Origin of the sequence: Faecalicoccus sp., from assembly GCF_036552745.1 — a bacterium.
Taxonomy (GTDB): Bacteria; Bacillota_I; Bacilli_A; order Erysipelotrichales; family Erysipelotrichaceae; genus Faecalicoccus.
Genome location: NZ_JAXKBY010000173.1, coordinates 1 through 18,150, shown reverse-complemented (window position 1 = coordinate 18,150; position 18,150 = coordinate 1). Strand labels below are relative to the sequence as shown.

The window sequence follows — 18,150 nt, the reverse complement described above, 5'->3', positions numbered from 1 at the left end:
TTCTTTATAAGGTATATCGGAGCCAAAAGTATAGGCTTTTTTAGATTCTTCAAACTGGATATAAACAATATATTTATATTTACGATTTTCGTTTTGAGTCTCGTTGTTTTTCAAGATATCACAACCTTTCTTATCTGATTATACAGTTTATCTAAAAATAACGCGAGTTCAATCGGGCGGCGAAGCATATCCATTCCTTCAATAAGGATTTCCTGAATATGAATTTGTTTGGATAATGGAATGCCCTTTTTGTTTTCTTTTGTATAATACAGTACACATTCCAACCAAAATCGAATCTTTTCTTTCTGCATGTGTTCGGACTTTGTGACAAACACTTCTCTTTGCATGGAAAGAATCATAGAAAGATCATCCCAGTTCATCGTATATTTCTTAGCAGAATCTTTGATCAGATCAAAGTCCGGCCAGGCAAGGATTTCCTTAGCCTGCTCCATCGTATAACCAAACTGTGCCAACATTTTCGCACTTTCAGTATCCGTCATTTCTTCCAACATTGTTATAAAGCGTTTTTTGGATGCCGGTCGAAACTGAATCCATTGACAACGTGATTGAATCGTCGGCAATACATTTGATTTTTCATCGGCGCTGATGATCGCAAAAATTCCCGGTCTAGGTTCTTCCAAAAATTTTAAAAGTGAATTGGAAGCATCCGGTGTTGCCTGATCAAACTGTTCTAAAAAATAGATCCTTCGATTTTCTATTTCCACACTGGTAGCCTCAAAAAAAGACTGTAAATCTAAAATATCTTTTTTCTTGATTCGATTTTTATCACCATGTATCCACTTAAAATCAATGGCTTCTTCTTTTTGAATACGCTGGCAGACATCACATTCCTGGCAGGCAAAACCATCGCTGTCCGTATGATGACAAACCAAGCTTTGTGCCAACAGCACAGCCATCTCATTTTTAGGACTACCTTTAGGTCCGACAAATAGATAAGCATGGGCCAGATGATCTCTTTTTAAGGCGTTTGACAAGGTTTGATATACGACCGGCTGTTCTTTCTTTAACTGTTCCTTATTCATAGCTTTGAATCACCTTCAAAACCTCATGTAAAGCGGACTTAAGAACCACTTCCGGCTCCGGTTCGGCATCGATGACACAGATTCGATCCGGATACATCTGAATCAATGTTTCATAACCTTGACGCACTTTTTGATGAAAATCACTTTGTTCATTATCCAGACGATTTTTTTCTCCTCGCTGGTTCATTCGTTTTTGTCCAGTTTCCATCGACACCTTTAAAAAGATGGTTTTTTGAGGCATACAATCATGAATCGCAAATTGATTGATATCCCAGATTTCCGGAATGCCTATTTCCCTTGCGTATCCCTGATAAGCCAGGCTGGAGTCAACAAACCGATCACAAAGCACGATCTTTTTTTCCTGTAATGCCGGAAGTACGATATCCACCAAGTGCTGACGACGACTTGCGGCAAACAACAACGCTTCAGTTCTGGGATCCATATTCTCATTTTCGTCGCTCAAAAGAATATTTCGTATTTCCTCCGCAATCTTGGATCCTCCCGGTTCTCTTGTATAAATAACCGAGTACCCTCTTGCCTCTAATTCTTTTTTCAATCCCATACAGACCGTCGTTTTACCGGCACCATCATTTCCTTCCAATGTAATAAAAACACCTTGTTTCATATTGTCACCAACCTAGTGTAAATCTTCCTTTTCTCTAATTCTGACTCTTTTTGATCAGAATCTCCTTTAGTTTATCACATCACTTTACCTAATTGCCAAACTATTCCTATTCATCTTTTCAATTTTGATTCTTTTATAGTTCATGAATACTTGTATAACACTGCACCTGTCTTGAAAATTTCATGAATTCCTGTTAGGTTTAATCAAAAAGGTGATACGATGTGTGGACAATTTTATGTGGATGAAAAAGATGCCAAAACCCTACAAAAACAATCGCTTCTTCCTTCGATTCCAAAAGGTTTGATTCGACCAACCGATCCTGCCTTTACCTGGATCACATCCAATCAAAGAATACAGGGAAAGATTATGCGGTTTGGATGGCAAAAACAATCTTTATTGATCAATGCTCGCAGTGAAACGATATTGGAAAAGCCTTCTTTTCGAAATACGATCTATAAAAATCGTTGTATTGTTCCCTGTACTTGTTATTATGAATGGACAAAACTAAAAGAAAAGGCTTCGTTTTATCTTGATGATCAAATGTTGTATATGGCAGGAATTTATGAAAACAATCAATTTGTGATATTGACGACAAAAGCAAATCCTTCGGTCAATTCTATACACAATCGCATGCCTTTGATCTTAGATAAAAAGCTATGTCGCGCCTGGCTGCAGGATTCCTCTGCCCTGTTTTCCATCCTTCAAAGCATTCCACCTTTACTAGAGTCTAAGCAAAGACAAAAACAGCTATCTTTCTTCTAAATGAAGAACTATAATGATACTCGAAAGAAGGTTGTACAATGAATACACAGTTAATTGAAGAACTTAAAAGTTATAAAAATCTGCAGGTTGTTGCGGTGTCGAAAAAAAGAACAAAAGAACAGATCGATGAAATGGCTAAAACCGGACTTACGACATTTGGTGAAAATCGTGTCCAGGAATTTCTTGAAAAGTATGATCCTGCCTACACATGGCATATCATCGGCCATCTGCAGACCAATAAAGTCAAATATATTATAGGAAAAGTTGATATGATCGAATCTTTAGACTCTGAAAAGTTAGCCTTGGAGATTGAAAAACAAGCCTCAAAACAAGATCTGGTTCAGAAAGTTCTTATGCAGATCAAAATATCCAATGATCCTTTAAAAACAGGACTTGCCTATGATGAAGCCGCTTCTTTCTTAGAAAAGATCAGCACTTTAAAACATATTCAGGTAAAAGGCTTTATGTGTGTGGCCACCCATACAGAAGATATGGATCTGGTAGCCAAAGAGTTTGAAGCTATGCACTCTCTCTATACAGAAATGAAAGCTATTTATCCACAGATTGATACATTGTCTATGGGAATGAGTCATGATTATAAAATTGCGATCGAGCATGGAAGCAACATGGTTCGAATCGGAACGGCTTTGTTTGAATAACATTTTATTAAAAAATGTGACTTCGTGTGAAAATTGCTTTCTGTAAAAAAAAGATGATATACTAAGCGCATGTCTAAAAAAAGAAGATTAAAACCAAAAGTTAAAATCGGTTTGCTGGTAATTTTATGCCTATGTTGTATCATCGGCGTTTTTTCCTGGCTCCATATAAATCAGGATACGCAGAGTGATGAGCCTGTAGAAACAGTTGCCACACTTTGTATTGATCCCGGTCACGGAGGATATGATGCAGGAACGATTGGTGCCGATGGATCGTATGAAAAAGACATCAATTTAGAAATTGCGTTAGCCGTTGGAAAAGAGATAGAAAAGGAAGAGCCTAGAATTAAAATCATCTATACAAGAGACAGTGATGAGATTACCTGGCCCGAAAATGAAGAAGAGGATCTAAAAGCACGTGTTCAATTTGCACAAGAGAACAAAGCAGACTACTATCTGAGCATTCATATGAATTCCAATGAAGATCCGGGTGCTTTTGGCTACGAAAGCTATGTGCGCCAAAACGATGCAACTTCTCAGGCAATCGCAGAAAACATCGCTGAAGAATTAGATGAAAGCGGATGGGCGTACAATCGTGGCATTTTATTTGTTGAACAATATCCTTTATATGTTGTCAGCGAACAAACTATTCCTTCTTTATTATTTGAAGCTGGCTATATGAGCAATTATCAGGAGTGTACCGATCTTCAACAAAGCAAAAACCAAAAAGTAATTGCGAAAGCTATCGCAAAATCATATATCCATCAAATTTTAAAAGACAAAAAACTTGATTAGAAAAAAGGATAGAAACAAGTATGGTTCTCAAAAGAGAGTCTTGTATCTATCCTTTTGTTTCTATTTTAAAACAGTTTATTTAATCTCTGTTCCAATTTCTGAAATTTTCGCATCAACCCATGGGCGGATATATGTGTGATCTTCTAAAATGTGCTTCATAATATTCGATTCTTTTTCTTCTACCATTTTAGTTGCTTTTGCTAACTTTTCTGCATATTCTGGCCGAATAAATAAAACTCCATCATCATCGGCTACAACGATGTCTCCTGGATGAACAAGTTGCCCTCCTACAACGACCGGAGTATTTATTTCGCCCGGCCCATTTTTATAGGGGCCATTCGGATTAGCGCCGCGTGCATAGACTCTAAAATTTTCTAAAGCAGCCAATCCTCCATAATCACGAATAGCTCCATCACAGATCACTCCCTTGATACCTCGAACCTTCATATAAGTTGCCATAAGTTCTCCAAAAATTGCTCTATTTGTATAGCCTCCAGCATCGATTACTATAACATCCCCCGGCTTGGCCAAATCCATAGCTGCATGTAACATTAAATTGTCTCCCTGTGCAACTTTAATAGTAAAAGCAGTACCTACCATCGATCCTTTATATCCAATAGGTTTAATACCTGCATCAATTGCAGCTGTACGGTTCATGTTGTCATCAATATTTGCAACTGGCATCCCTTCAAATTTTTTTACCAGATCCGGATCCGGTCGTTTAAAATCTTTGATTATAATATTCCCAATACTCATTATTCATACACTCCTTTAAAAAAACTTTATTCCTAACGATTTTTTCATAACGCTCTTATTCGCTACATTTCTTGCAGGCAATTTTTTTTCAAATATCGCTTTTGGGATCAATGTACAAACTGTATCGATCTGTGTCTTCTTTGCACCGACTCCATAGGAACCACAATGAGCAGATAAAACCACATTGTCCATCTTTAGTAACGGATCTTTAGGATCAATAGGCTCTTTTTCAACCGTATCCAGTCCGGCCCCCCGTATTTCACCATTTTCAAGTGCCCACGCTAGATCTTCCTGATTAATGATTGGCCCCCTCGCCGTATTAATGATTAAGGCATTATTCTTCATTTGTCTAAAAACATCCCTGTTAAAAATATGTCTGGTTTCCTTTGTTAAACCTACATGAATAGAAATAATATCTGATTCTTTAACCAAAGTATCAAAATCAACAAATTCAATATCAGAATACTGTTCTTTAACATTTTCTGGAAGATAAGGATCACAAGCAATTATCTTTGTTTTCCATCCACCATGAATTGTTTGATATAAATGTTGTCCGGCAGAGCCAAATCCATATAATCCTAATGTCAGTTCTCTAAGATCTAAAGGAAGTAAGTATTGGCACTTGGGCCAATTTCCCTTCCGAATTTCTCGATCATAATAGACTGTATTACGTATTAAACCTAAAATGAAACTAGATGATAGATCGGCAAGCTCTTTGGCACAAAATCCTGGAATATTTAAAATAATTTTGTTCAATTCTGAAGCTGCCTCTAAATCAATGGAATTTACACCAATACCAAATCTTTGAACATATTTTAATTTTGGTAATGCTTCCATAACTTTTCTAGTAATGGGTGGATTGCCCGTACATAAGATGGCATCCGCTTCTTTACATCCCTGTATGATTTCATCTTCTGAAATAAAATGACAGGCTTCAAATTCTATTCCTTGACTTGTATATATTTTACGAATCTTTTCGATTTCTTCCGGTTTTGCCGAACCATAATCCTTATCAACTACTATTGCTTTCATTTCTAATTTTCACCTTTCCTGAATTTATAATGGCCAAAACATTGGAATAAAAATCATACTTACTACTAAAATAACGAGTGATAATCCAACACCGGGAACAAAGAAATCTCTAAAACCAAGATTTCCCGGTTTGATAACCAAAGTATTGGTTCCGGATCCCACCGGAGTAAGAAATGGTGCAGATGCAGCTACGCAGATAGCAACACCAACGGCAACAGGGTTGATTCCCAGACTAACAGCTATTGGTATTAACAATGGAGTAACAAGAACAACTGTTGATGTGTTCATCATCATATTCGTTAAAAGCATAGTTAGAATTAAGACAAACAACAAAAATATAAATTTATTTGGATTTTGTCCCAGCATATTTGTGACTAAATCAGTAATCATTGCACCGGCTCCTGAACTACTCATTGCTTTAGATACAGCTGACATTCCTCCAACAATGAAAAGTGTTGGCCAATCCACTGCTTTCATAGCCTGCTTTTCGGATATACATCCGGTAGCTATCAAAATTACACAAGCTAATGCTGCAATAAAATACATTGGAAAACTTTTATCTGCAAAAACCATTGCCACTAATAAGGCCAATAATACAACGATGCAGATCGTACCCTTCAATGGACTAAATTTATAGCCTGGCTCTTTTTCAGTATATTCTTTTAAGTATTCTGGATCGGATGTATCACCGGGAGTCAAAAATTTTTTACCTATCGTTAAATAATAAACTAAAAATGCAATGCATACAGGAATACCAACCTTTCCTAAATCAAAGAATCCCAGAAATGGTATTCCCATATCTTCAATCAATCCTGCCGTTGAAACATTAGAGGCTGCACCAATCAATGTTAAATTGCACCCTACACTGGCTGCAAAACTTAATGGAATTAATTGTCTGGATACTGAAATCTTTGCTTTCATTGCCATAGCGATTACAATGGGCAATAGCATCGCAACAACACCGACACCTGAACAAATACTAGAAAGAATCAGTGCTGTCAAAACAGTCGCAATCATGATTCCATTTTCAGAAACTCCTGTCATTTTCACAAGGGTATTAGCCAACATATCAGCCACACCTGTATGAAATAATGCCTGTCCGACAATCATCATTCCACCTAGCAAAATAATCGTAGAACCTGAAAAAGCAGTAAAAACATCCGCTTTATCAATAACACCTAAAATTGCAAGTAATAGTGCACCCGCCATGGATACTAATCCTAACGGAACTTTACCTGATACAAATAAAGCAACCATCACCGCTAAAACCAATAGCGTAATAACTGCTGGACTCATAATAAACCTCCTAATTTAAACATTTACAATTTCAATTCAAAATTTTAGTCTGCGCATACTAAGTTGTTTTGTTATCTATAAAATAATTCATTCAACATATAAGTACAATGTCTAAATTTATTAAACATTTTATAACTTTAACATTATAATTTTATCTTTATAATGACAGTGTTATAATCTTCTTAACTAGAATTTTCGAGGGAAATCAAAATGAAAAACACGAATAATGAGTATTTTCTAACAATTATTGAAGAAGGCAGTCTTTCCAAAGCTGCCCAAAAACTATATTTATCACAGCCATCCTTATCTCAATATGTAAAAAGAATGGAAAAACGTCTGGGTGTTGAATTATTTGATCATAATTCATCCCCCTTAAAGCTTACGTATTCTGGAGAACGCTATTATGAATTTTTACTAGAAGAACAAAAAAATGAGAAAGAAATTTTACAAGAATTAAAAGATATAAAATTAGGAAATAGTGGAAGAATACGTCTGGGGATAGCCTTTTGGCGTGCTGCCTGTTTTCTTCCTGAAGTATATCCGGAGTTTAATAGACAATATCCTAATATCAAAATTGATTTATTCGAAGGAAAAAGCGTTAATTTTCAAAAAGAACTTCTAAATGGACATATAGATTTTGCGGTATGTAATATTGGAAAAGATATGAACTATAACAAATTTTCTATTGAAATATTAAAAAATGAGCAAATTTTAATAGGGGCTCCAACAAATCATTCATATGTTAAAAGTATTTTAAAAAATCAAAAAAATTTAAATGGTTATCCTAAAGCACCTTTGGACATATTTAACCAACTTCCTTTGATATTATCTAAAGATGGTCAAAACTTAACATACCAAATCCAAGAATTTTTCGCAGCTAAAAACATCGAACCCAATATATTATTGCGAACTGAAAACCTGACTACCGCGATTAATTTATCTGTTGCCGGAATGGGATGTGTATTTGTTCCAGAAGAAGGAGCACATGTATGCCATAGAAATGGAGAGATTACATATTTTACATTGGATGAACCTGAATTATATTGGAAATTTGCGGTTATATATAGAAAAAACGAGAAGCTTAGTCGTGTTTGTAGATTATTTATTGATTTCACAAAACAAATAATTAAGTGAAAATTATAAAAAGTTATGATTTTTCATTATAAAAATAAGCATTCAATTCAGCTGCATAAAAACGATACTTTTATAATCTGTTAAATCATCATACATTTAATATTTAATGATGATAAATAATTATTTTCTTTAATAAATACTTTTTAAAAGTAGAATCGTGCATAAAATTTTACATCATTTTTATGCACTTTATCATACTGAAAAAAAATGAGATCAAGACAGATATAAAATAGACTTGTTTATTAGAACTAAAAATATGATTTAAATTATTTTTAATTCTGCCTAATCTATACAAAGATTATTGAAATAGAACAATCTACATTAAATGTGACAAGAAGAGTGTGGCCAATCCTAAGAAGATAAAAAATCCCAAAACATCCGTTGCAGTTGTAAGAAAAATAGAGGAGGCAATGGCTGGATCGGCATGAAGTTTTGAAATGGTTACGGGAATCAATAATCCAAAAATACCAGCTACAACTAAATTACCAATCATAGCTAAAAATACAATTAAAGATAAGAACACATTATGGTACATCACATATACAATAATCGCTGTCACAAGACCGGTCGAACTGCCATCAATTATACCCAATGCAATTTCTTTAAAAAGTACCTGCCACACTCGTTTTGCTTTAATATCACCATGGGATAAATCACGTACCAAAATGGACATTGTCTGTGTTCCGGCATTTCCACCCATCCCTGAAACAATGGTCATTACGGCTGATAAGGCCACAACTTGTTCAATGGTTGTTTGAAATATTTTAACAATAAATGAAGCTAAGAATGCAGTTGCTAAATTTATCAATAACCATGGCAAGCGCATTTGAATCGATTCTAAAAGTGTAGTATCAATGCTTTCTTCTTTACTAACACCTGCCATCTGCAGTAAGTCTTCATCATATTCATCGATAATAACATCAATAATATCATCAACAGTGATAATTCCTAAGATAGCTTTATTAGCGTTCACAACAGGTATCGCCTTTAAGTCATATTTGGCAACCAGTTTTGCGACTTCTTCCTGATCCATTTCTGGATATACATAAATCGCATCTGCTTCCATAATACTTGATATATATGCCTCTTTATTAGCTGCCAATAGCTTTCGTAAATCTACAGTACCTATCAGTTCTCGCTTGGCATTGATTACATAAAGAGTTTCAATAACTTCTGTTTTAGGACCAATATCACGAATTGTCTGTAACGCATCTGAAATCTTTAAATCCAGCCGAAGAGCTATATAATCGGTAGTCATAATACCACCTGCAGATTCTTCTGGATATTGTAACAATTGTCGAATGATGGTTTGTTCATCATGTTTCATGCGATTCAAAAGGCGTTTTTTTCGATCCATAGGTAAATTTCCCATTAAATCAACAATTTCATCTTTAGGCATCCATTGAAACAAGGAAAGCAGTCGATCATCATGAACATGCTTCACGACTTCCATTCGTTCATCGTCATCACTTTGATCAAGAACACTGGCCAAATCTTCATCATTTAAGTAGGAACACATTGCATCGATTTGCTCATCTGGCCAATCTTCCAGTTCACTTGCTATATCTACTGGATGTAATTGATCAAAATAAGCTTGAAATTCTTTTTGGTCTTTCCAATTTCTATCGTTCATGCTTAAATCCTCCCTGCTTTTCTTCTTTATTTTAGACTGTTTTATTCCTTCTTGCATGGAAAAAGCATAAATACAAATTCGTTATAGTACAATTCGTATATAAAAAAGGATAAATATCCTTAGGTAAGATATTTATCCACTTTATTTATCTACATAATTTTAAAACTTATCGTATAATGATATAAATCATATAGGAAAAATAAGTAATCAACATAAATGTACCAATCTTTCGATCAAATTTATGTATCCTACATAAAAGCCAGAATACAATAGAGACTAGAACTAAGATTAAGGCATCAATAATAGCTGTGGCTTCTACTGCAATTGGATGTAACACGGCAGAAACACCAAGAATACAGAAAATGTTAAATAGGTTGGAGCCTATTACATTTCCCATGGCAATTTCATTTTCTCCTTTTTTAGCTGCAACCAATGAAGTCACAAGTTCAGGTAAAGAAGTACCGAAGGCTACAATTGTAAGTCCAATCAAAGTTTCACTTAGTCCCATAATACGGGCAAGACTTGTTGCTCCGTCTACCACAAGTTGTCCACCAATCACAATGCCGGCGATACCTATAATTAAAAACAAGAATAATTTTTTAAAAGAGTCATTGGTGTCCGCCTGAATGTCTTCTGATTTTTTTGTCTGTTTAATTTGTACAACCAGCATAGTCACAAAACATACTAATAAAACAGCGCCTTCCAGAATAGAAATCTTTTGATCTATTAACATAATTGTCAATAAGACGGCCGCAATGATAGATATTGGCCAGTCCCTATTTAAGATGGTCTTATTGACTACAATTGGATAAATACAAGCACTGCCACCGGCTACAATTAATAAATTAATAATATTAGAACCTACTACATTTCCTACGGCAATTTCATTTGCACCTTGAAGAGCTGCAGTAACACTAACCGCAAGTTCTGGCATAGATGTACCAAAGGCTACAATCGTAAGTCCAATAATTAAACTAGATACACCCAACTTTTTCGCAACGGAAGAAGCACTTTCTACAAATAAATCGGCTCCTTTGACAAGAAATATAAATCCTACAACAATAAAGAGTATCGCAATCAATAAGTTCATAAAAATTTCTTTCTTTCTTTATTTATATGTTAATGTTTAACGTATTAATATTTTATTTAAAACATTTCAATAGCTTAAAAGCTTTTCTATTCAATATTAGGTAATAATAATTTTACAGCTTTAGATACAATTTCAATTGTAGGATTCTTTACTGCTCTGACTTCTCCATCCAGATTCATCAGTATTTCTTTGTTCTCAGTATCTACATGACAAGTTGTACCTTGGCTTACCATTGCCAATTCTGGATATTGCACATGTTCTCCTTTTTCATACAACTTGGCCATCGATACGATTTGTGTTCTCTTAACATCTTTGATCAAACAAATATCCATCATGCCATCATTTAACAAAGCATTCGGACAGGGTCTGTATCCACCACCATAATATTGCCCGTTGGCAAAGACAAGAAAGGTATATTTTTCTTCCGGCAGATGATCTTCATCAATCTGTATGCGGTATGTATGACCTAATGGCTTTCTAAGACTTGCCAACATTCCCATATAATAAGGAATGATTCCTCCGGCCGGAATATACTTTTTATATTTGTTCGCATAATCAGCTACATGAACATCAAAGCCGATCGAAGCTGTATTTAATACATACTCCCCATTTACCTTTAATAGATCGCATTCCATTTCTACCGGATTTTCATATTCAGAAAGATTTAAAAAATCTTGCGCAGTAAGAGCCGGAAAACTCTTAATAAAATCATTTCCTGTTCCGGTAGGCAATACCGATAGATATACATGCTTGGCGCCGGCCATTCCATTGACCACTTCATGAAGCGTACCATCGCCTCCGCAAACAAAAAGGTGAACCTCTTCTTCTGTCTTTAAGGCATATTTTTGCGCAATAAACTGTGCATGTCCCGGATTTTTTGTTTTTTCAATGATAATTCGTTTCCCTTGAAAATTCTCTTTGATTTGCTGCATCAAAGCATACTGTTCTTTTTTTCCGGAATAGGGATTGATGATAAATACATCCTTCATAAACTTATCCTTCTTTCTTTAAAAGTCTTTGAATACATTCATTTGCCAACAACAAGCCAGCCGTAGCCGGCACAAAGATCATAGAGTAAAGCGGTTGATCCGGTTCTTGTTTAACCGGTGCTTCTACACTCGATACCACCCATATTTTATCTCGTATCTTATTTTTGCGCTTCCAAATCCGTAATCGTTTGGCCATCGGATCATACGATGTTTTTTCAATGTCCATGATTTTTAACGCTGTAGGATCTTTCTTTCGGGCCATCCCCATACTGGAAAGAAACGGTATATTTCTTTGAAGACAAGCTTTATAGAGATCCTGCTTACTGGAAATGGAATCAATACAGTCAATCACAAAATCTATCGACTCTGAAAATAATTCTTCATCTTTTGTCGAATCATAAAAGAAGGCATATGTTTTTACACAACATTCCGGATTAATCGTTTGAATACGCTCTTTTAAAACATCGACTTTATATTTTCCCAGCGTTTCCAATGTGGCCGGCAGCTGACGATTTAAATTGCTGAGTTCAAAAACATCGGCATCGATCAGAATCAAATTTCCTACACCTGTTCTTGCCAGTGCTTCTACACAAAATGAACCAACACCACCACATCCTACGACCATTACGGTTTTCTTTGCCAATCTATTGACCGCTTCTTTTCCAAGAAGTCCTTCTGTTCTTTTATTTTCCATCATACCATTCCCTGATTTTTGTCATTATTTGTGGATCCTCTTTATCAAACCAATGCACCGACATTTGGTGCTTGAACCATGTATATTGTCTTTTGGCATATTGTCTGGAGTGCTTTTTGATATTTTCTTTGACTCCATCCAACGTTTCCGTTCCTACAAAATAAGGTTTAAATTCTTTATAACCAATTCCCTGGAAGCTGGTATAATTCCATGTTTTTGGATCTTGAAACAATCTTGTCGCTTCTTGTACAAGCCCCTGCTCAAACATGGTTTCTACGCGTTGATTGATTCTTTCATATAATAAACTTCTATCCATATCTAAGCCTAAAAAATAAATATCGTACAAAGGTTTATGTTCCTGAAGCGCTTCTCTTTGACTTTTAGATGGACCTTCATGGACGATCTGTAAAGCACGAATCACTCTTTTTCGATTGTTCGGGTGAATCTTTTCACAGGATAAAGGATCTTTACTCTTCAACAAATCATAGAGTTGATCATTGTTAAGTGTTTCCAAATATTTCGTATAAGCTTCATCAAAGGTTTCTTCTTCAAAGACATAATCATATAAGGCGGCCTTCAAATATAGACCGGTACCTCCACATAAGATCGGAAGCTTCTGTTTTTGAAGGATTTTTTGAATGGATTCCCTTGCCTTTTCCTGAAAGATCTTAACATTGTAAGGCTTATCATAAGCTTGTATGCCCACCAGATAATGGGGAATTCCTTCCATTTCTTCTTTTGTGATCTTTGCGGTACCAATATCCATTTGATCATATACCTGCATGGAATCACCGGATATGATCTCTCCATGAAATTCTTTGGCAAGTTGAATGGAAAGTGAAGTCTTACCAATACCTGTAGGTCCTACAATAACCAAAACTTTATCCACGTTCAAATTCCTTTCTAAGATCTTTATCACTCATGGTGATGACCGTAGGTCTGCCATGCGGGCAATGATATGGTTGTTTACACTTTTGCAGATCAAGGATGACTTGTTCCATTTCGGATTGATTTAAGGCTCTATGAAAACGAATTGAAGAATGACAGGCCATGGTCGCAATCACATGTTTACGAAGCATTTCCATATCGACTTCCTGATTTTGCGCAAAATAATCTAACAGATCATAAAAGAAGTCTTCCTGATGCACATCCTGAAACCATAAAGGAATCTCGCGAACCAATAATTGATCCGTTCCGAAAACGTCAAAAGAAAGCCCGAAAAAGCTGACTTGTTCATTGATTTTTTCCACCTGTGCTACCAGATTACTGGAAACATGAAGCTGTATCGGAACCATAAGGGGTTGTGTCTGTGTGGTTGGCTGGCTGAGTTTTTCTACAAGCTGTTCATAGTGATATCGCTCTTGTGCCGCATGTTGATCGATAATGACCAAGCCCTCTTCATTTTCACATAAAATATAGGATTCTTTTAATTGTCCTATGACTCGAAGATGACAAAAGAAATCATAACCAACTGTCGTCTCTTTTTCTTCTTTTTCGATCGGTGCCACATAGACTTCTTCTTGCTCCTGCACCTTGTTTTCAATAGGTTTTTGATAGGTATCAAAAGCCTTTGTGATAGGATCTTCTTTGATCTTCGGTTGTATTTTAGGTTGTTCGATAACTTGTTTTTCTTCTTTTCTTACCGGATATGGAAAGGAAATCTGTTGTTGTTCAAAGACCGTCGTTGGCTTTGGCTGAACTTTGACCGTTCGTAAAGAAGAAGAAATCGCCTCCATCAATGTTTTTTTGATCAACTCCAACAATTCACTTTGCTTGGATAAACGAATTTCCCATTTGTTGGGATGGACATTGACATCCACCAACTGTGCATCAGTCTTGATATCCAAAATTATGATAGGGAATCGATTGGAAGGCATATAATGCGAATAAGCATCTAAAATTGCTTTTTGAATGGGAATGCTGCGAATTAGACGTGTATTCATCGTAATAAACATAAAATATTTTGTAGCCCGGTTGATCTTTGGCTGTACGGCATAGCCTGAAATCTGAAAATCATCGCTTTTTTGTTCAAAAGGAATCGCGTTGGATGCCACTTCTTTTCCATACATCTGATAAAGAATTTCCTGTAAATTTCCATTTCCGGAAGTTTGAAACACGATACGTCCATCATGCGATAAAGTAAAGCGAATTTCCGGATGAGACAAAGCCATTTTATTGACCAGATCGGCAATGATACTAAATTCATACGATATACTTTTTAGATGTTTAAATCGAGCCGGTGTCTTTAAAAACAACGAACTGATTTCAATTCTTGTTCCTAATGGACAGCTGCACTTTTCCCTTGTGACAAGCTCTCCATAGTGATATCGAATCAATGTTCCCTGATTTCCATCATTGGTCTGCAGTTCTACTTTGGCAACAGAAGCGATACTTGGCAATGCTTCTCCACGAAAGCCCATAGTATGGATATTGAATAGATCTTCTTCCTGCTGCAGCTTACTGGTCGCATGGCGCATAAAAGCCATTTGGGCATCTTCATAGTCCATACCGCTTCCATCATCAGTAATGATCAGCTTTTCAATACCGCCTTGAAACGCCTCGATATCAATAACTTTGGCACCGGCATCAATACTGTTTTCCACACATTCTTTGACAATGCCAGCCGGACGTTCTACAACTTCACCGGCTGCGATCATATTCGTTAAATGTTCACTTAATACTTGAATTTTGGACATTTGTCCTCCTTTTATTCTTCAATGGCATCTGCCAGTTTTTTCAGTTCGTATAAGAAATCCTGGGCATCTCTTGGTGTCATAGAATCAACATCCAGATTTTGCAGTCGCTCCATGATTTCTGATTTTTTTGGTTCTACCTGATCCATGACAAAAAGACTGGGCTGATAATCCTGCGATACACCCTGGCTTTCAAAATCCCGTAAAAGCTGATTGGCACGATCCAACACTACTTTTGGCAAATGCGCCAATCGTGCAACATTGATACCATACGATTTATCGGCTTTTCCCTCAACCACTCGATAGCGAAATTCAATCTCTCCTTTTTGTTCTTTTACATCCACATGTACATTCGTAATTCCCGGATGTTGTTGATCCAACTGTGTTAACTCATGATAATGTGTCGAAAATAAAGTCTTTGCCTGAATGGCCTCATTGATATATTCCAACATTGCCTGTGCTAAAGCCATACCATCGTAGGTGGCTGTTCCTCGTCCGATTTCATCAAACAAGATCAACGAGCGCTTTGTCGCATATCGCAATGCCACATTTGCTTCCATCATTTCGACCATAAATGTCGATTTTCCGGTCAAGATATCGTCACTGGCACCAATACGTGTAAAAATTCGATCAAAGATCGGCAATTCAGCCTTTTTGGCTGGTATAAAACTTCCCATTTGTGCCATGATTACCAACAAAGCATTTTGTCGCATATACGTAGATTTACCACCCATATTGGGTCCGGTAATCAACTGTACCGATTCTTCATCTTTCATGATCCAGTCATTGGATACATATTTTTTCTTTTTCATACGGGCATCTAATATCGGATGCTTTCCTTCTATGATACATACGCTTTGATCTGGATGAAAAGACGGACAAACATAGCCTTTTTCAGAGGCCAGGATTGCCAAGGAAACTAAAACATCAATCGTAGATAAGGTGCTTGCCAAGGCATGCAGATCAAAAAGACGAACTTTGATCGTATCCAACAGTTCTTTAAATAATGTTTGTTCCAGTTTAACTTTTTCTTCCTGTGCATGAAGAATTTGTTCTTCTCTTTCCTTAAGTTCCTGTGTCACAAAACGTGTCGCATTGGCCAATGTTTGTTTGGCATGATAGCCAAATTCTTCTTTGATGGCACTTAAATTTCCGTTTCTGACTTCGATATAGTACCCAAAAACACGGTTATATCCGATTTTTAAGGATTTAACACCCGTTTTTTCACGTTCTCTGGCTTCCAGTTCCAAGATAAAATTCTTACCTTTTTCACTGATTTCACGGAGTTCATCCAATTCTTGACTGTAGCCTTGTTGAAAAACACCGCCATCTTTCATTGTTAAAGGAGGATCTGGTACGATTGCACCTTGAATCAACTGATACAGATCCTGACAGGAAGGTGTATTCATAAATTCCGGATAACTCTCCAAGGCCGAAGCAAGTTCTAAGATGGGCTTGGCATGCTCCAGAGTAGCTACCAGCTGCAGTACATCACGCGGGCTGGCATTGCCATAAGCCATACGAGAAGCCAATCTTTCCATATCATATACATACATTAAATGCTCTTTGAGATTTTCTCTGAGCATGAAATCCTGGATCAATTTTGATACCGCCTGTTGCCTTTGATTGATCTGATTTACATCCAACAAAGGCATTTCGATCCATCTCTTTAAAAGACGAGAACCCATCGCACTTTGACATCGATCCATAAAATCCCATAAACTGCATCCTTTATCGTTAGAAGATTGACTGTTTACAAGCTCCAAATGATTTTTGGTTTCATAATCCATGATCAAATTAGCTTCTTTATTCATGCAGATTGCAGGTAAAAAATGATCGATATGCTGCTTCTGTGTTTCTTTTAAATAGCCCATCAACTGTGCCAATGTCATTTTTAGGACATCCGAAGCATCCTCTGAAAGTAAGACAAGATCTTTAGGATCAAGCTCTGTTTTTTTCTGATAAGAAATCGTGCACGTTCCCATTTCTTCCAATGCCTGTTTCCAGCGTTTATCTAAGTTCAAAGGACAGATGACTTCACAGACTTCCTGTTCCAATAATGCTTTTTGTAAGGAAACCAAAGATCGTTCTAACGTTTGATATTTTAATTCACCGGTGCTCAGTTCTGCATACAATATAACGATTTCAAAGCTGGATACCGTTACACTGGCCATATAGTTAGAAGCCTTTGCATCCTGATTTTCATCCATATAGGTTCCCGGTGTAATAATCTTGATAATCCCGCGATCCACCAAACCCTTCGATGTGGCCGGATCGGAAAGCTGTTCACAAATAGCTACTTTATATCCTTTTTTGATCAATCTTTGTATATAAGAATTCGCCGCATGATAGGGAATACCGCACATGGGTACTTTTTCTTCAACCCCTGCACTTCTTCCTGTTAAAACTAAATCAAGTTCCTGACTGGCCAATTTGGCATCTTCAAAAAACATCTCATAAAAATCACCCAAACGATAAAATAGAATGGGTTCCGGATTTTCTTCCTTTAGTTTTATATAATGCTGCATCATCGGTGTATATTTTTTTTCTGCCATGTACCTATTATAACAACTTTTAGTGCAGTTTTAAATTTTTCTGCGCCACAAAGTCAGGTTCAAAATCAATAAGATCCAATTTTTAAAAAAGCAATCTTAGAAAATCAAAAACATGAATTATAATAAGATTAGAAACAGTAAAAATATAACCTACTTTTTTAGTATAATATAAGTCAATAAAGGAGATTAACTATTAGAAATCAAGTAAAAAATCAAAAATTTTAAAAAGACATGACAAAAAGTCCTAACAAAAGGTCGATTGAAAAAATTATGGTCTGTAAGAAAATGGCTACCTCATTTTCTTAGGATCATAATCAACATTGTTCTTCTCTAAAAAGAAGATGATACGAACCAGTTTTCTGGCCACATGAGAAAGGGCGACCCGATGATGTTTGCC

At 36.2% G+C, this 18,150-nt stretch carries 16 protein-coding genes; 4 read left to right on the top strand and 12 right to left on the bottom strand.

Features of this window, described 5'->3' with window-relative positions; translation table 11 throughout:
* Positions 1 to 110: 110 nt before the first annotated feature.
* Positions 111 to 1,043 (bottom strand): hypothetical protein, encoded by a 933-nt coding sequence (locus tag U0M88_RS08350; protein WP_331869529.1) that lies wholly within the window; start codon positions 1,041 to 1,043, stop codon positions 111 to 113.
* On the bottom strand, positions 1,036 to 1,668 hold the full coding sequence (gene tmk / locus U0M88_RS08345) for a dTMP kinase (protein WP_331869528.1): 633 nt from the start codon (positions 1,666 to 1,668) through the stop codon (positions 1,036 to 1,038). The genes U0M88_RS08350 and tmk overlap by 8 nt, the downstream gene beginning before the upstream one ends.
* A gap of 219 nt (positions 1,669 to 1,887) precedes the next feature.
* Between tmk and U0M88_RS08340 the strand changes: the two genes are divergently transcribed.
* From U0M88_RS08340 to U0M88_RS08330, 3 genes are all read left to right on the top strand, one after another.
* Complete coding sequence (locus U0M88_RS08340) at positions 1,888 to 2,430, top strand: SOS response-associated peptidase family protein (protein WP_331869527.1); 543 nt, start codon at positions 1,888 to 1,890, stop codon at positions 2,428 to 2,430.
* 38 nt (positions 2,431 to 2,468) lie between these two features.
* Positions 2,469 to 3,089 carry a YggS family pyridoxal phosphate-dependent enzyme gene (locus U0M88_RS08335; RefSeq protein WP_195222193.1) on the top strand — a complete coding sequence of 207 codons (621 nt, stop codon included), beginning with the start codon at positions 2,469 to 2,471 and terminating at the stop codon, positions 3,087 to 3,089.
* Between the two features lie 69 nt (positions 3,090 to 3,158).
* Entirely contained in the window at positions 3,159 to 3,881 is a 723-nt protein-coding gene (locus tag U0M88_RS08330; RefSeq protein ID WP_331869526.1) for an N-acetylmuramoyl-L-alanine amidase family protein, read from the top strand.
* 75 nt (positions 3,882 to 3,956) lie between these two features.
* Here U0M88_RS08330 and U0M88_RS08325 read toward each other — a convergent pair whose 3' ends face one another.
* The 3 genes from U0M88_RS08325 to U0M88_RS08315 are packed head-to-tail and all read right to left on the bottom strand — an operon-like array spanning position 3,957 to position 6,965.
* A complete protein-coding gene (locus U0M88_RS08325; RefSeq protein ID WP_206198210.1) occupies positions 3,957 to 4,637 on the bottom strand; it encodes an RraA family protein in 681 nt (226 codons plus the stop codon).
* A 15-nt stretch (positions 4,638 to 4,652) separates the two neighbouring features.
* Positions 4,653 to 5,669 (bottom strand): C-terminal binding protein, encoded by a 1,017-nt coding sequence (locus tag U0M88_RS08320; RefSeq protein WP_331869525.1) that lies wholly within the window; start codon positions 5,667 to 5,669, stop codon positions 4,653 to 4,655.
* 24 nt (positions 5,670 to 5,693) lie between these two features.
* Complete coding sequence (locus tag U0M88_RS08315) at positions 5,694 to 6,965, bottom strand: SLC13 family permease (RefSeq protein ID WP_331869524.1); 1,272 nt, start codon at positions 6,963 to 6,965, stop codon at positions 5,694 to 5,696.
* Between the two features lie 210 nt (positions 6,966 to 7,175).
* Here U0M88_RS08315 and U0M88_RS08310 point away from each other — a divergent pair, with 210 nt between their 5' ends.
* Positions 7,176 to 8,099, top strand: a complete 924-nt coding sequence (locus U0M88_RS08310) for a LysR family transcriptional regulator (protein ID WP_168964884.1) — start codon at positions 7,176 to 7,178, stop codon at positions 8,097 to 8,099.
* Between the two features lie 316 nt (positions 8,100 to 8,415).
* Here U0M88_RS08310 and mgtE read toward each other — a convergent pair whose 3' ends face one another.
* The 7 genes from mgtE to mutS form a co-directional block, all read right to left on the bottom strand.
* The gene (gene mgtE / locus U0M88_RS08305) at positions 8,416 to 9,732 is read right to left on the bottom strand and encodes a magnesium transporter (RefSeq protein WP_320802129.1); all 1,317 of its coding nucleotides are present in this window, start codon (positions 9,730 to 9,732) and stop codon (positions 8,416 to 8,418) included.
* A gap of 166 nt (positions 9,733 to 9,898) precedes the next feature.
* Positions 9,899 to 10,822: a calcium/sodium antiporter gene (locus U0M88_RS08300; protein WP_331869523.1), complete on the bottom strand. Its 924-nt coding sequence runs from the start codon at positions 10,820 to 10,822 to the stop codon at positions 9,899 to 9,901.
* A gap of 86 nt (positions 10,823 to 10,908) precedes the next feature.
* Positions 10,909 to 11,811, bottom strand: a complete 903-nt coding sequence (locus U0M88_RS08295; RefSeq protein ID WP_117446654.1) for a diacylglycerol/lipid kinase family protein — start codon at positions 11,809 to 11,811, stop codon at positions 10,909 to 10,911.
* 4 nt (positions 11,812 to 11,815) lie between these two features.
* A complete protein-coding gene (locus U0M88_RS08290; protein WP_229035582.1) occupies positions 11,816 to 12,505 on the bottom strand; it encodes a tRNA threonylcarbamoyladenosine dehydratase in 690 nt (229 codons plus the stop codon).
* Positions 12,495 to 13,394, bottom strand: coding sequence for a tRNA (adenosine(37)-N6)-dimethylallyltransferase MiaA (miaA, locus tag U0M88_RS08285; RefSeq protein ID WP_331869522.1), 900 nt, complete (start codon positions 13,392 to 13,394; stop codon positions 12,495 to 12,497). Before miaA ends, U0M88_RS08290 begins: the two co-directional genes overlap by 11 nt.
* Entirely contained in the window at positions 13,387 to 15,201 is a 1,815-nt protein-coding gene (mutL, locus tag U0M88_RS08280) for a DNA mismatch repair endonuclease MutL (protein ID WP_331869521.1), read from the bottom strand. Before mutL ends, miaA begins: the two co-directional genes overlap by 8 nt.
* An 11-nt stretch (positions 15,202 to 15,212) precedes the next feature.
* The gene (gene mutS / locus U0M88_RS08275; RefSeq protein ID WP_331869520.1) at positions 15,213 to 17,753 is read right to left on the bottom strand and encodes a DNA mismatch repair protein MutS; all 2,541 of its coding nucleotides are present in this window, start codon (positions 17,751 to 17,753) and stop codon (positions 15,213 to 15,215) included.
* Between the last annotated feature and the right edge of the window lie 397 nt (positions 17,754 to 18,150).

Excerpts from the sequence above, each read along its gene's own strand:
- U0M88_RS08350 (WP_331869529.1), bottom strand. The coding sequence starts at position 1,043 with ATGAATAAGGAACAGTTAAAGAAAGAACAGCCGGTCGTATATCAAACC.
- tmk (WP_331869528.1), bottom strand. The coding sequence starts at position 1,668 with ATGAAACAAGGTGTTTTTATTACATTGGAAGGAAATGATGGTGCCGGT.
- U0M88_RS08340 (WP_331869527.1), top strand. The coding sequence starts at position 1,888 with ATGTGTGGACAATTTTATGTGGATGAAAAAGATGCCAAAACCCTACAA.
- U0M88_RS08335 (WP_195222193.1), top strand. The coding sequence starts at position 2,469 with ATGAATACACAGTTAATTGAAGAACTTAAAAGTTATAAAAATCTGCAG.
- U0M88_RS08330 (WP_331869526.1), top strand. The coding sequence starts at position 3,159 with ATGTCTAAAAAAAGAAGATTAAAACCAAAAGTTAAAATCGGTTTGCTG.
- U0M88_RS08325 (WP_206198210.1), bottom strand. The coding sequence starts at position 4,637 with ATGAGTATTGGGAATATTATAATCAAAGATTTTAAACGACCGGATCCG.
- U0M88_RS08320 (WP_331869525.1), bottom strand. The coding sequence starts at position 5,669 with ATGAAAGCAATAGTAGTTGATAAGGATTATGGTTCGGCAAAACCGGAA.
- U0M88_RS08315 (WP_331869524.1), bottom strand. The coding sequence starts at position 6,965 with ATGAGTCCAGCAGTTATTACGCTATTGGTTTTAGCGGTGATGGTTGCT.
- U0M88_RS08310 (WP_168964884.1), top strand. The coding sequence starts at position 7,176 with ATGAAAAACACGAATAATGAGTATTTTCTAACAATTATTGAAGAAGGC.
- mgtE (WP_320802129.1), bottom strand. The coding sequence starts at position 9,732 with ATGAACGATAGAAATTGGAAAGACCAAAAAGAATTTCAAGCTTATTTT.
- U0M88_RS08300 (WP_331869523.1), bottom strand. The coding sequence starts at position 10,822 with ATGAACTTATTGATTGCGATACTCTTTATTGTTGTAGGATTTATATTT.
- U0M88_RS08295 (WP_117446654.1), bottom strand. The coding sequence starts at position 11,811 with ATGAAGGATGTATTTATCATCAATCCCTATTCCGGAAAAAAAGAACAG.
- U0M88_RS08290 (WP_229035582.1), bottom strand. The coding sequence starts at position 12,505 with ATGGAAAATAAAAGAACAGAAGGACTTCTTGGAAAAGAAGCGGTCAAT.
- mutL (WP_331869521.1), bottom strand. The coding sequence starts at position 15,201 with ATGTCCAAAATTCAAGTATTAAGTGAACATTTAACGAATATGATCGCA.
- mutS (WP_331869520.1), bottom strand. The coding sequence starts at position 17,753 with ATGGCAGAAAAAAAATATACACCGATGATGCAGCATTATATAAAACTA.